At 60.2% G+C, this 13,483-nt stretch carries 13 protein-coding genes and 1 pseudogene; 6 read left to right on the forward strand and 8 right to left on the reverse strand.

Translation table 11 applies throughout. From position 1 onward, the window contains the following. Window positions 1-14 precede the first annotated feature (14 nt). Window positions 15-1,349, forward strand: coding sequence for a glycerate kinase (locus tag EDM04_RS16960; RefSeq protein WP_123624261.1), 1,335 nt, complete (start codon window positions 15-17; stop codon window positions 1,347-1,349). A 33-nt stretch (window positions 1,350-1,382) separates the two neighbouring features. Here EDM04_RS16960 and EDM04_RS16965 read toward each other — a convergent pair whose 3' ends face one another. From EDM04_RS16965 to EDM04_RS16980, 4 genes are read right to left on the reverse strand one after another with little or no spacing between them, the layout of a single operon-like run. After that, on the reverse strand, window positions 1,383-2,717 hold the full coding sequence (locus EDM04_RS16965) for a glycerate kinase (protein WP_123624190.1): 1,335 nt from the start codon (window positions 2,715-2,717) through the stop codon (window positions 1,383-1,385). A gap of 49 nt (window positions 2,718-2,766) precedes the next feature. Continuing rightward, complete coding sequence (locus EDM04_RS16970) at window positions 2,767-3,645, reverse strand: carbohydrate ABC transporter permease (RefSeq protein WP_123624192.1); 879 nt, start codon at window positions 3,643-3,645, stop codon at window positions 2,767-2,769. Continuing rightward, window positions 3,642-4,577 (reverse strand): carbohydrate ABC transporter permease, encoded by a 936-nt coding sequence (locus EDM04_RS16975; protein WP_123624194.1) that lies wholly within the window; start codon window positions 4,575-4,577, stop codon window positions 3,642-3,644. Before EDM04_RS16975 ends, EDM04_RS16970 begins: the two co-directional genes overlap by 4 nt. Then, window positions 4,577-5,995, reverse strand: a complete 1,419-nt coding sequence (locus tag EDM04_RS16980; protein ID WP_123624196.1) for an ABC transporter substrate-binding protein — start codon at window positions 5,993-5,995, stop codon at window positions 4,577-4,579. The genes EDM04_RS16975 and EDM04_RS16980 overlap by 1 nt, the downstream gene beginning before the upstream one ends. Before the next feature lie 164 nt (window positions 5,996-6,159). Here EDM04_RS16980 and EDM04_RS16985 point away from each other — a divergent pair, with 164 nt between their 5' ends. Then, on the forward strand, window positions 6,160-7,305 hold the full coding sequence (locus tag EDM04_RS16985; RefSeq protein ID WP_164471159.1) for an ABC transporter ATP-binding protein: 1,146 nt from the start codon (window positions 6,160-6,162) through the stop codon (window positions 7,303-7,305). A 58-nt stretch (window positions 7,306-7,363) separates the two neighbouring features. Here EDM04_RS16985 and EDM04_RS16990 read toward each other — a convergent pair whose 3' ends face one another. Then, entirely contained in the window at window positions 7,364-8,416 is a 1,053-nt protein-coding gene (locus EDM04_RS16990; RefSeq protein WP_164471160.1) for an Ldh family oxidoreductase, read from the reverse strand. On the opposite strand from EDM04_RS16990, the gene EDM04_RS16995 reads away from it, so the two are divergent. After that, entirely contained in the window at window positions 8,415-9,254 is an 840-nt protein-coding gene (locus EDM04_RS16995; protein WP_123624202.1) for a metal-dependent hydrolase, read from the forward strand. The genes EDM04_RS16990 and EDM04_RS16995 overlap by 2 nt on opposite strands. A gap of 169 nt (window positions 9,255-9,423) precedes the next feature. After that, window positions 9,424-10,455: a zinc-binding dehydrogenase gene (locus EDM04_RS17000; RefSeq protein WP_164471161.1), complete on the forward strand. Its 1,032-nt coding sequence runs from the start codon at window positions 9,424-9,426 to the stop codon at window positions 10,453-10,455. Between the two features lie 91 nt (window positions 10,456-10,546). Here the strand turns inward: EDM04_RS17000 and EDM04_RS17005 are convergent, their stop codons facing one another. Beyond that, window positions 10,547-11,221, reverse strand: coding sequence for a 4-carboxy-4-hydroxy-2-oxoadipate aldolase/oxaloacetate decarboxylase (locus tag EDM04_RS17005; protein ID WP_123624207.1), 675 nt, complete (start codon window positions 11,219-11,221; stop codon window positions 10,547-10,549). A gap of 234 nt (window positions 11,222-11,455) precedes the next feature. On the opposite strand from EDM04_RS17005, the gene EDM04_RS17010 reads away from it, so the two are divergent. Together EDM04_RS17010 and EDM04_RS17015 are read left to right on the forward strand one after the other, a co-directional pair. Further along, window positions 11,456-12,196 (forward strand): IclR family transcriptional regulator, encoded by a 741-nt coding sequence (locus EDM04_RS17010; RefSeq protein ID WP_123624209.1) that lies wholly within the window; start codon window positions 11,456-11,458, stop codon window positions 12,194-12,196. A gap of 385 nt (window positions 12,197-12,581) precedes the next feature. Beyond that, window positions 12,582-12,683 (forward strand): annotated as a pseudogene (locus tag EDM04_RS17015) (IS5/IS1182 family transposase); the annotation flags it as partial. A 110-nt stretch (window positions 12,684-12,793) separates the two neighbouring features. Here the strand turns inward: EDM04_RS17015 and EDM04_RS17020 are convergent. Further along, complete coding sequence (locus tag EDM04_RS17020; RefSeq protein WP_241154954.1) at window positions 12,794-13,075, reverse strand: hypothetical protein; 282 nt, start codon at window positions 13,073-13,075, stop codon at window positions 12,794-12,796. A 210-nt stretch (window positions 13,076-13,285) separates the two neighbouring features. After that, window positions 13,286-13,477, reverse strand: coding sequence for an alcohol dehydrogenase catalytic domain-containing protein (locus EDM04_RS17025; RefSeq protein ID WP_123624211.1), 192 nt, complete (start codon window positions 13,475-13,477; stop codon window positions 13,286-13,288). Window positions 13,478-13,483 lie beyond the last annotated feature (6 nt).

The raw sequence follows: 13,483 nt of genomic DNA on the forward strand, positions 1-13,483 counted from the left end.
CTGGAGTTGAACGTATGATACGGAATAGAGACTCGCTCGCGCACAGTCCTGGCCGCGAAGTAGCGCTCGATTGTATCGAGGCAGCTATTGAGGGGGCGGACCCCGAAACGGCGACCCGAGATGCCGTCTCGCTGACGGGAGACACTCTCGACATCGGGGGGGCGACCTACGACCTCACCAAGTACGAGGATATCGTCGTGGTCGGTGCCGGGAAGGCGACCGGTGGTGCGACGCGTGCGCTTGAATCGACGCTCGGGGAACGGATCACCGACGGCGTTGTCGTCACCAAGATGCCGACCGACACCGCGTACGTCCGAGCGATCACCGGTGATCACCCGGTTCCGTCGGAACAGAACGTCGAAGCCACGGCGGAGATACTGGATCTGGTCGACGCGGCCGGCGAAGAGACGTTGGTCGTGGTCGTACTGACCGGCGGAGCGAGCGCGCTGTTGTCCGCACCGGCTTCTGACCTCTCACTGAGTCACTTACAGGAGACGACCGACAGACTGCTCAAGAACGGCGTTCCGATAGACGAGATAAACGCCGTCCGCAAGCACCTCTCGGCGGTCAAGGGCGGGCAACTGGCACGTCGTGGTGACCCGGCGAGGGTCGTCGGCGTCATGCTCAGTGACGTCGTCGGCGACGACCTCGGCACAATCGGTAGCGGACCGACCGCCCCCGACAAGACGACCTACGCCGACGCCGTGGCAGTGCTTGACCGCTACGATGTCGACGTGCCGTCGGCGGTCCGCACCCATCTATACGGGGGAGTCGAAGGAGGTCGCTCAGAGACGCCGGGACCCGGAGAGACGGCGGTCGACCGTGCGGACAATCATGTCGTCGTAAACAACGCGACCGCACTCGAATCAGCGGAGACGGCCGCGCGGGACGCCGGTTACGAGTCCCTCAGGCTGTCGTCTCGCATACGGGGGGAGGCCCGTGAGGTGGTGAAGCCGCTGGTCGCCGTCAGTGAGGAGATTGCAGCAACTGGAGCCCCGGTCGAGCCCCCGGCGGTCGTCCTTGCAGGCGGAGAGAGCACGGTCACCATCACGGGCGAGGGCGGCAGCGGCGGGCCGAACCAGGAGGCCGTCCTCTCGGGCGCGCTCGAACTCGCTGAGGACACGGTGCTTGCGGCCGTCGACACTGACGGCGAAGACGGAAGCTCCAACGCAGCGGGGGCAATAGCCGACGCGGAGACCGTGACTGACGAGGCGCGGGCCCGACGGGCCCTCGACGGGAACGACGCCGGAGCCTACTTACAGGAGATCAACGCAGTAATCGAGACAGGGCCGACAGGTACGAACGTCAACGACGTCGTCGCGCTTGTCGTCTCGGACCGCAACGAGTGATAGAGTGAGAATAGCCGATGGCGGCCTATGCGCTCATTCGTCGACGACCAGTACGTGGATGTCGTTGACGTTCGTCCCCGTAGAGGAGATGTCGACGCAGTCTCCCCGATCGTGGAGAAACGCCGGCGCGCCGTGCTCGTTGAGGGCGTCCCACGCGTCGGCGACCGGATACCCGGTCGTGGTGTCGACGACCGCGCCCGCTGTGTCGGCGAACCCGTCGAAGCCGTCGGTGCCGACGCTGGCCAGCGCGGCGTCCGATGTGAGCGACCGGTGGAACTCGACGGCGGCGCTGAGCGCGAACTCCTGGTTGGGCCCGGTGTCGTCGTCTTCGGCCGTCATCGCGGTCGTCTGACCAGTTGCAAGGACGACCGCCGGGGGCTCGACCGGCTCCCCCGTGGCCGTTATCTCCTCGCCGACGGCGACCAGCGCCTTCGCCGCTTCCCGGGCGGCACCGCGCAGCCGGGAAGTGAGGATCACGGGCTCGAACCCCTGCTCGCGGGCGGCTTTACGCGCGCCGGCTAGGGCGGTCGTACCGTCCGCGATAGTGTGACACGAGATGCGTTCGAACACCGAGGCGCCGGTCGTCGGCGTCTCCGGGATGGCACCGCTTCGACCGCGCTCAAGGTGATTGACGACCCGTTGGGGCGGGTCGATGTCGTACCGTTCGAGGATATCGAGGGCGTCGGCGTACGTCGACTCGTCGGGGAGGGTCGGGCCGCTGGCGACGGCAGCCGCGTCGTTTTCGACGACATCGCTGAACACCATCGTCACGACCTGGGCCGGCATCGCCGCGCGGGCGAGTTTCCCGCCTTTTACCTCCGAGAGGTGTTTCCGGACGACGTTGATGTCCATGTCGCTGCCGCCGCTCGCGAACAACCGTTCGGTCAGCACCTGGAGGTCCGAAAGCGAAATGTCGGCAACCGGGGCCGAGAGGAGGGGGCTCCCACCGCCGGAGAGCACAGTCACGAGCAGGTCCGTCTCCGTGGCGGTCGACGCCAGATCCAGCACACGTCTGGTGCCGGCCATACACCGCTCACTCGGGACCGGGTAGTCACCTTCGACGATGTCGACGGTATCGGTCGAGACCGGGTCGTCGGTGACGACCACCCCGTCCGTGATTCGGCTGCCGAGTTTGGCCTCCAGGGCCGCCGCGACGTGGCCGGCGACGTTCCCGCCACCCACGACGTAGACGTCGTCGAACGCATCGAGGTCGTACTTGGTGTCGTCGATACGGAGGCGGTTGTCCGAGACGGCGACCGTCTCCTCGATGACCGCGTCGGGATGAGCCGCGTCGATGGCGCTCTCGACGCACCTGATAGCGACCTCGCGCAGGTCGGTTCGCGCGACCCGGTTGCGATTGAGTATCATACGCTCCTGTCGGCCGTCGCCGAACAAGAAGATACCGGTGGGTGCGGCCTCAGGAGGCGACGCGGAACCCACGCAGGAGATAGCGCTGCAGGAAGTAGACGAGCAACAGCGGCGGAACCGCGATGAGGGCGCTGGCCGAGAGAATCGCGCCCCAGTCGACGGCGTTGGACTCCGTGAAGAACAGGACCCCAACTGGCAGCGTCCGCATCGAGGGCTCCTGCATCAGGATGTTCGCCATCGTGAAGTCGTTCCATGATACCGCGAAGGCGAAGATAGCAACCGCGATAAGCCCCGGTTTCGCCATCGGCAAGGCAATACCGAAGAAGCTCCGTAACCTGCTCGCGCCGTACATCCACGCCGACTCTTCGAGGCTGATAGGGACCGTCTGGAAGAACTGCCACATCAGCCAAATGCTGAAGGGGACGGTCAGCGCCGACTGTGCGAGTATCAGCCCGACGTAGGTATTGGTCATACCGACGGCGTACCACAGCAGGAACATCGGCATGACGAGGAGAATCGGCGGGTACATGTACGAGAAGATGGTCGTCTGGGCGATGCGTTTCTTCCCGGGGAGCTCCACGCGCGTCAGCGCGTACCCCGCGAGCGTCGACGTGACGATGGTGACGGCCACGACACCCAGAGCGACGATGATGCTGTTGGCGTAGAAAGTTAGGAACTGGGAGTCGACGAGGAGCGCCCGGAAGTTTTCGAACGTTATCTCCTGGGGCAGATAGTACACCGTCTGGTCGTACAGTTCGTTCCGTGGCTGTAGCGCCGCCTTCGCCATCCAGAATATCGGGAAGAAGTACATGATGCTCATCGATATCAGGATGACGTAGTTCGCCGCACGCTTGGCGCTGCGACGCCGGTTCCACTTCGTGGCTTCGTCGTCCGGGTTCAGGCCGGGGATGTAGTCGACGAGGCTCATGTTTCCACCTCAGATGCCGGGTCGAAGGCACGCAGGTAAAGGACGCCCGCGACCACGAGAAGCAGGAACAGGAGCGTCGACGCAGCGAGCGCGGTCCCCATACGGTACTGGGTGAACGCTATCTCGTAGATGTACACCGGGAGCGTCGTCGTCGCGTTGGCCGGGCCACCGCGCGTGAGAATCCAGATGATGTCGAACTTGTTGAACATCCAGATGCCACGGAGCAGCAACACCAGCAAGACGACGTTCCGGATGTTAGGGAGCGTCACGTCCCGGAACTGCCGCCAGGCGCTCGCACCGCACATCTGCGCGGCCTCGTAGTGAGACTCCGGAATCGACTGCAGGCGCGCCAGCACCATCATCACGATGAACGCAGTGAACTTCCAGGAGTTGGCGACGATGAGCGCGGGCATCGCCCACCGTTCGCTCCCGAAGAAGTACATCGGGCCGTCGGTGAGACCGATGTCCTCCAGTCCGTTACTCACGACGCCCAGTTCCGGGTGGCCCATCCACGTGAACATCATGCCGACCACGATGGTCGGGATGAGATACGGGAGCAGTGCTATCGCACGCGCGACGGCAATACCGCGTAACTCCTTGTTCAGCAGCACCGCCGTAGGGACGGCGACGGCGAGTTGCAGCAGCGTCGACCCGACGGCGAAGTAGAACGCCTTCCACAGCGAACTCCAGAACATGGGGTCGGCACCCAGGAGATCCACGTAGTTCCCGAGCGCGACGAAGTTCCGTTCCGGATTGAGCGTACCGATGTCGAACAGGGAGTTGTAGACCGCCCAGACGACCGGCAGGAAGACGACGAACGAGACGAGCAAGACGACCGGGAGGAGAAACAGCGTCCCGATGATGCGGTCGTCGCTCTCTACGCGGTCGTGGACGGACTGGGGAATGTAGTCGATGAAACGGGCAATCGACATTATTCCTGGAGGTTAGAGAGGACGTCGCGGAGACGGCCCGCGGTGTCCGAGACCGCCTGTTCGGGGTCCTTGCCGCTGATGTTGACGTTGTACAGTAGTGTGCCGAGTTCCTGACTGGTGAACAGTGACGGCCCGTACTGGTTGTACGGCTCGGTCTCGCCGCCCCAGCTGATGCCTTTCTCGAAGGACTCCTGGACGATTTCCAGGTCCCGCTCTCGGAAGTTCTCGCTGATGAACTCGCTGTTCCGGTACTCGTCCATCTCGGCGATTTCGGCGATAGTCGGGAAGTTGTGGACCGGAGCGACAGACGTGAGGAAATCGACGAGACGGTTCTGCCGGACCGTGAACTCAATGAACTGCCGGGCCTCGTCCTTGTACTCGGCGCCGTCCAGCAGCACCCAGCCGCCGCCGTTGTTGATGAACTGCTCGGTGCCATTGTGGACCGGGAAGTGCGGGCGGACCTCTCCCTTCCGCTCGGGCGTGTTGTTGATGACCTGTAGCTTCGCGCGCGGCCCGTAGATACTGTGGGCGGAGTTTCGGGAGACGAACGACTGGAGGATGTCCCCCCACTCGAAGTCGCTCGCGCGCGGCGAGTACTCGTGGAGTTCGTTTAGGTACTCCACCGTCTCGACGGCCCGGGCCTTGTTGTCGCCCTGGTCGAGTGCTATCTGGACATCGCCGTCGGAGCGACTGGCGACGGACCCGCCGTTGCTCGTTAGGAAGTTCCAGAAGGTAAACGATGACAGCGACGACGTCGCGCTCGGGACAACTGTCCCGTACATGTCGTCGGAGTTGATTTCGGCGGCAATCTCCTGGTACTCCTCCCAGGTGAGTGCCGCTGAGGACTCCAGCCCGTACTCCTCGTAGACGTCGCTCCAGTACCACACCTGCGTGGGGTTCGTCCAGAGGGGGACTGTGTAGTCGGTGCCGTCCATCTGGAGTCGGACGTTGTCGGGGACGTCGCCGCCGTACTCGTCTTCGAACGTCCCTACGAGTTCCGAGACGCCGGCCAGCTGGTCACGGAAGGCCAGCTGTGCGGCCTGCCCGGTGTCCAGCGTCGCGAGCTCCGGCGTGTTTCCCGTCTGAATCAACGTCGAGATGCGTTCTGTCGGGGAGAGGCTCGAGTAGTCCATGGTGACGGCGATGCCCGTCTCCTGCATGAACTGGTTGGCCATCCGGTCGAACCACTGCTTTGCCGCCTGGTTCGTCTCGCCGGTGACGACGTGTATCTCCGCCTCGTCGCCGCCACCGTTCGACCCGCTACCGTTTGACCCGTTGCCGTCACCGTTGCTGGAACACCCGGCGAGCCCGATCCCTGCGACGGTCGCGACGCTCCCTTTCAGAAACGTGCGTCGGTTCTTGAACTCACTGGTCGCTCCTGATTTTCGGGGAGACCCACCCGTGTGTGAACTTCGCATAGCGGGTTGAGAACATTACCCCTTGTATTTAACATTAACGTAAGTAAAGATACATATGAGTGTATATCGGGGCGATGACCCCGCGGACATTTCTCTCTACCGATAGCTTTATAAGTAATTCTCATTGTAGTTTGGAAATAGTTCACAACCTGAACGAGAGAACCATGGCTGCAATAGATGTTGACAATCTACGAAAGGTGTACGACGTTGCCGGAAACGACGAGGTCGCTGTCGACGGTATCGACCTGACCATCGAGGACGGGGAGTTCGTCACTATCGTGGGTCCAAGCGGCTGCGGGAAGACGACCACGCTCCGGTGTATCGCCGGACTGGAAGAACCCACAGAAGGGACCATCACGATAGAAGGCGAGGAGATAACCCACAAACCGCCCCAAAAACGGAACCTCTCGATGGTGTTCCAGGACATAGCGCTGTACCCGCACATGAGTACGCGTGAAAACATCGCCTATCCGATGGACATAGAGAACGTCCCCGAGGAGGCACAAAAGAGGAAGATTCAGGAGGCGACCGAGACGCTCCAGATAAACGAGCTCCTGGACAAAAAACCCGGCGAGCTATCTGGCGGACAGGCACAGCGCGTCTCGCTGGCCCGGGCTATTGTCCGCGACCCGGCAGCGTTCCTGCTCGACGAGCCGATGAGCGACCTCGACGCCAAGCTGAAGATGGAGATGCGCAAGGAGATGGGGAAGATTCACCGGGAACTGGACGCGACCATGGTGTACGTGACCCACGATCAGGAGGAGGCAATGACGCTTTCGGACAAGATCGCCGTCCTGAACCACGGGATCGTCGAGCAGTTCGGCAGCCCCGAACATGTCTACCAGAACCCGGCGAACACCTTCGTCGCACAATTCATCGGGAGCCCGAGCGTCAACCTGCTCGACGTCGAACGGAAGTCGTTAACGGACGACGAAATCTCGGTCGAGCTCCCCTCCGGCGAGGAGGTCTCGTTCCAGTATGACCCCGACCTGAGTGTCGAGCCGTCGTCGGTGCCCGAGGAACTCGTCCTTGGTTTCCGCCCCCGACACACCGAAGTAGTCGAGTTCACCGACGGTGAAGCAATCCGTGCCGAGACGGTGCTGAACGAACCGATAGGCGACGACGTGATTCAGTATCTCGACGGACCTCAGGGGGAAATTCGGGCGGTCATTCCCCGCCAAGACGTGCTGCCAGAGGAGACGACAGTCGAGGTCCGGGCCCAGACCTCCGGGACCTTCATCTTCGACCGCGACAGCGGGAAGCGCCTCCTCCGCGGAAAGGAGCGAAAGCGAACCGTCTCGGTCGCGTAGTGGCGGCCCGGCCGACCTCGTTTTTACCCTGTACTACCCGATCAGCGTTGCGACCCAATTACGGGAGTTCGACGCCGTACCGCTCACCGAGATCTCCGAGAGTGTCGTACACACCGCTTCCGATAGGGATGCCTTCGGCTGATCGCTTCTCACGAGTCTCTGCCTCGATTTCGCCCGGGAGTTTGACTTCCTCGATTCCGTCGCTGGTCCGGATCTCTTTGAGCCCCTCTATCATCTGGTCGATGTCAGATTTGAACGCCGGGACATCACGGAATGCCGAGATATCTATCGCGCCGACAAAGTGACCGACGCGCTGGGGACTGGTATAATCGTCGTACAGCGAATCGACCTCGGGGCTAGTCCCCATCCCCGAAAGGAGTCCCGAACACACGTCGACAAGCAATCCAAGTCCGTACCCCTTCGGTCCACCGACTGGGCGCAACGCTTCGACATCTTCGGGTTCGGTGGCTGGCTGACCCGACTCATCAATGGCCCAGTCGTCGGGGATAGAGTCGCCTTCCTCCTCGGCGACATGTATCTTCCCTTTCGCGACGACGCTCGTCGCCATGTCAAGCGTTATCGGGAATGATCGCTGGGTGGGAATCGAGAATCCGAGCGGATTCGTACCGAAGAACGGGTCCAGTCCGCCGAACGGGACAACATTTGGCCCCACGTTAGTCATGGCGAATCCGATACAGTCTGCTCTAGCCGCTTTCTGCGTGTAATAGGCTGCCGTCCCGAAGTGGTTGCTGTTCCGGATGGAGGCGAACGCAGCGCCGGTCTCGGCAGCAGCCTCGACTGTCGCTTCCATGGCGGCGTCCGTCGCAACCTGGCCGAGCCCGTCGTCGGCGTCGACGTGGAGCGACGACGGCCCCGAACGGTCGATAGTGATGTCGGGGTCAGGGTTGAACCCACCGCCCTCAATGTTCTCGATGTAGGGTTCCAACCGAACGACGCCGTGTGAGTCGACACCGCGAAGGTTAGCGGTTACGAGTGCGTTACTGGCGATACGAGCGTGGTCGTCTGGCAGCCCCCCTTCCGAGAACACCTCGAATACGAACTGTTCGAGGTCCTCGGCAGGTAACTGCACTTCTTCGTGCTGTTTAGACATGACGTACGTCGTGCGTTTACAGCGAGTGAACGCGTGGTATATAAAGCCAGTGGTGAGGGTGATCGAGACAGCAATCGGCCGATTCGCCCAAACTTTGATAACTACCGGTGGTTCACGTACGCCCATCATGTCCAATGTGACCATCGATTACCACGGGTTGTCGGCGTTCAGCGTCGACGCGACTCAAACGGTCCTCGTCGACCCGTGGCTAGAACCGAACTGGATCGCCGCCGAACCCACCAACTTCGAGGGAACGGACTACATACTCGTGACACACGGTGCGCATGACCATCTCGGGTCGACGGCCGAAATCGCTATTGGGACCGACGCGACGGTCATTACTGAACCGGCAGTTGCCGACCATCTCAGTGACCACGGCGTTCCGCAGGACCAGCTACAAACGATGGTCTGGGGGAACGCCTTCGCGGACGGGGAAATGATAATCCGAGCCTTGGAGACGCGCCACATATCGTATTTCGAAGGGACGGACGGCCCAGTTTCGGGCACACCCTTGAGCTTCCTCCTCGAGTTCGGTGAGCAGTCGCTGTACTATCTCGGGGACACAGCTATCTTCCGTGACCTAGAGCTGTTTGGTGAGCTCTACAGCCCCAATACCGCGCTGGTACCGGTCGGGAGCGCCCCCGGTGCGCTGGCTCCCCTCCCGCCCGAGGAAGCCGCACTCGCTACCGAATGGCTCGGTGTCAAGAAAGTCGTTCCGGTCCATTACGTCCCCGGGAGTGACGCACCCGAGCGATTCAGTGATGCAGTAGCCGAGCGTGGGTTGGCCGTAACCGTCGAGACGCTCAAGCCTGGCGACCAACTCACACTTGACGGCTAAGCGACGACGCGCGTAGCGCCGTCACCGACAGACGAGAGACTCCGCACAGCGCGGGCGCGATATCCAAGACTTTTTTATGTTGGATAATGACGGTTATCTTGTTATGGTACCACAAGCAAAGGCAGCGGTTCTACAAGAGATATCCGAACCGTCAACGAATCCCATCGAAGTGACCGAGTTCGACGTTCCAGCTGTCGGTAGCAACGACGTTCTGTTACGCACGAAAATGGCTGGAGTCTGTGGAACAGACGTCCACATTCTCCACGACAAGGTGCCCGGCGTCGTCACACCGTCAATACTCGGTCACGAGAATGTCGGAAAAGTAGAGGAACTGGGCGAGGACGTCACGACGGACGCACAGGGCGACCCCCTGTCGGAGGGGGACCGCGTCGTCGTCCTGCCCGAGTCATGTCGGGATTGTTACAACTGCGTCGTACTCGGCGACGAGGCGAAATGCGAGGACAGGACGAGTGTCGGCGGATGGCTCCGGGCCGACGAACACCCCCACTTCGTCGGTGGATTCGGCGAGTACATCTTCCTTGAAGGCGGCGGCGAACTGATAAAGATCCCCGACGACATCAGCGACGAAGCCGTCATCATGGGCGATGCCATCCGAATCGCCGTCCACGGGTTCGAGAGGATGGGCGGAATCGAATACGGCAGCGATGTTCTCGTACAGGGGCCGGGTCCCGTCGGGCTCGCGGCAGTCGCGATGGCCGACGACAGCGGCGCGGGCAGGATTATCGTCACCGGAGCACCGGACGAACGGTTGGAACTCGCAGAGCGGTTCGGTGCCGACCACACCATCAACATCACCGATGTCGACGAGTCGGACCGCATCGAGCGAGTCCGGTCGATAACTGACGGGCGTGGCGTCGACGCCACGTTCGAGGCGACCGGCTTCCCGCCCGCGGTCAGAGAGGGCCTAGAGATGACCGGAACCAATGGCTCGTACATGATCATGGGTCACTACGGGGACGCGGGCTCCGTCGAACTCAACCCCCATGACATCAATCGCAAGCAGATCACGGTTGACGGCGCGTGGTCGGCGGCTACCCGACACTTCGTTCAAGCTCTCCCACTCTTGCGGCGATACCCGTGGACGGAGACCGTGACCGACTACTACGAACTCGAGGAGGTCAACGAAGCAATTCGCGCGATGGAGGGACAGGAGACTGTCAAAGCCGTCATCGAGCCCTGAAGCTACGCCACCAGTTTCCCGTTCTGGGTGTCTCTTTTCTCGGTCGCGCAGGAAGTTCGTGATCAAAAAAAACTGAGCGACTAGCTGTGTGTCAGGTTTCCTCGATGTCGAGTTTTCGGTACGTCTCTTCGAGATTCAGCATGTCGTAGATGTACTCTCCGTCCTCGATGTGCTCCTTGGCGTCGGACTCGTCCTGTAGTTTCGCGCGTGCGTCCTCAAGAACCTGCTCGGCACGGTCAGCATCTATCACTACGACACCTTCGTCGTCGCCGACAACGATGTCACCGGGCTCAACAGAGGCCCCACCACACGAGATAGGGACATTGATAGAGCCGGGATGGGCTTTGTACGATCCCTTCGGACTGACGCCGCGTGCGTACACCGGGTAGTCCAGCTCCTCTATCTCCTCTATATCGCGGGCGGCACCGTCGATTACGGTTCCGTGGAGCCCGTGCTCCTGACACGATGTCGAGACGAGTTCGCCCCAAAGCCCGGCCTCCAAGTACTGGTTCGCATCAATGACGAGAACGTCACCGGGTTCCGCAAGGGTGACTGCCTTGTGTGCCATCAGGTTGTCTCCAGGATACGTCTTGACAGTGACCGCCGTTCCGGCGGTTGACGCACCGTCGTATACCGGTTTGATTTCGTGGCTCATCGTGTTTTCGTACTTCGAAGTGACATCGGAGAGGACCGCCGTCGGAATCCCCTGGAATTCTGCGACAAGGTCCGCCGGTGGTCGCTCGATCTCGGTTTTAACTTCGTGCATTCGTCCAAGTGACGAAACTGGTGCGCGTGACTTAATTCATGTGGTATACATTCACACAGTCCGTTTCGCCTGATGAAACACAATCAACTTAATAGTTCACAGATATTACAGATCGAGAAATATACACCAATATTAAGTGGTAAATTACCGTGTTTTGTTTGATGTCGCGAGTACGGCAGATTTCTGTTTCGCCACATGAAACAGTTTTATTACAAACGAACGTGATAGACGGATATGGTCAAAGCAATCGAAAAGACGCTCACCATTCTAAACACGCTCAGCGCGATAGGTCCTAGCGGCACTTCCGAACTGGCCGACAAACTAGAAATGCCCCGAAGCACAATTCACCACCACCTCCAAGTGCTCGAATCGCATCAATTCGTCGTGAACGACAGCGGGACGTATCGACTGACGTTTCGGTTCCTCGAGATAGGCCAAGAGCTTCGACATCAGAACGAGTTGTTCGTCGTCGGTCAATCCGAGATCAGCGAATTGACCGATAACATCGGGTATCCGGCAGGGATGTACGTCAAGGAACATGGCAGTGCGGTATTGGTGTTCCGGGCCGGACTAGACCCGACAGTTCCCGTTACGCTATATCCAGGTCGTCATCTCCCTCTCCATGCGACTGCCGCCGGGAAAGCCCTCCTAGCATCGACAGTAGAAAAACCCCGTGTAGAACGACTCGCAGAACTGCCGCTCGATGGGTACACCGACAAGACAATCACGTCCCCCGACAAGTTGGCCGAGGACATCCGGACCGTGAGTGACAATGGATATGCTACTGCGACAGAAGAGCGATGGGAGAGCAGGTGTAGCGTCGCCGTCCCAGTCCACGACGGACGGACACGATCAGCGGTACTGGAGGCCGCTGTGCCGGCCGCAGAGTTCAGCGAATCGACACTGGAAACGCTGACCACGGAACTCCAACAGACCGTCAACGTCATACAGATAAAATCCGAGTACTCGGAATGAACCGGATTCTTGAAACGACGACTTCCGGAACGTCGTGGAACCTACAGAGAGTGGCATTACATTCATACGACTGTAAAGCATCGGATCGTGTCTTGTTATCTAAATGGTGGAACGTCGTAGAACCTACAGAGAGTGGCATTACACTCATACGACTGTAAAGCATCAAATCGTGTATTGTTATCTAAATGGTGTTTTTTTTATCGTACCTCGGCGAGCAAATAGATGACCACATCGGCACCCGACGAAGTTGTCGGGGAATTAGGCACCGACCCGGGGTAGTTTTCGATAGACATTTACAGTAGTACTTTTGGGCTCTGTAGTTTCGCTAGACGTGAAGCCGACGGCTCCGTTATCTAGGTAGAAAGTAAAGAGGCTGATCGGTGGGATATCAAAAATCCGTCTCCTCACGCGTGTTACGGTGGCTAAGGCTAAATCAGCTGTCGCTAATCCGGGCGAACCCGCCGACCCTGAAGGGAGTGGCGGGTTCGATGATAGTTCATTCTGAGTCGTCGCTAACGCGGATGACCCCTTTCAAGCTTTCCAGTTCTATCGCCCGATCGAACGCGGCCTCTGTCTTCGAGAATGACTGCTCAAAACTCACGATACAGTCGACATCGAACTGACCCGTCCTGATACCCTCGATAGCCGTGGATATGTGCCACTGAACCGGAATGAGCCTTTCAGATCGTATTCCCCGTCGATGATCCCGACGACGTCCGTTGGGAGGCCCGCACCGGAGCTCTCGATGACGACATCGACGCCCTCACTATCCACGTGCTCGTGGATCACGCCGATCGGGTTCGCCGAAGTGACGTTAACCGTATAATCCACCCCGCGACGCTCGGCCAGCTCTAGCTTCCTCGGGATGACGTCTTTCAACAAAACCGTCGCGCCCCGTACAAGTGAAACTTCCGAGACGAGTTGTCCGATGGCCCCCGCCGGTCACCAGCACACAATCTCCTTCGGCGACGAACGCCTGTTCACAGGCATGTATAGCAACACTGAGTGGTTCAGCGAGTGTGCCTTCACGTAGAGAAACATCCGCCGAAAGCGGGTAGACAAACTCTGCGGGCCACGCGTCGTACTCGGTCAGTGCGCTGTCAACCGGCGGCAAGGATATATACTCCATCCGCTTACAGAGGTAGTATTCCCTTCCGTGGTACAGTACTGATACTCCCTACAGGGTATTCCCGGCTCGATGGCGACCCGGTCCGACGAGGCAATATCCGTCACATTCTGGCCGACTTCAACGACGGTTCCTGCTGATTCGTGTCCAACCACGTACGG

The sequence above is a fragment of the Halorubrum sp. CSM-61 genome (assembly GCF_003781945.1).
Classification (GTDB): Archaea; Halobacteriota; Halobacteria; order Halobacteriales; family Haloferacaceae; genus Halorubrum.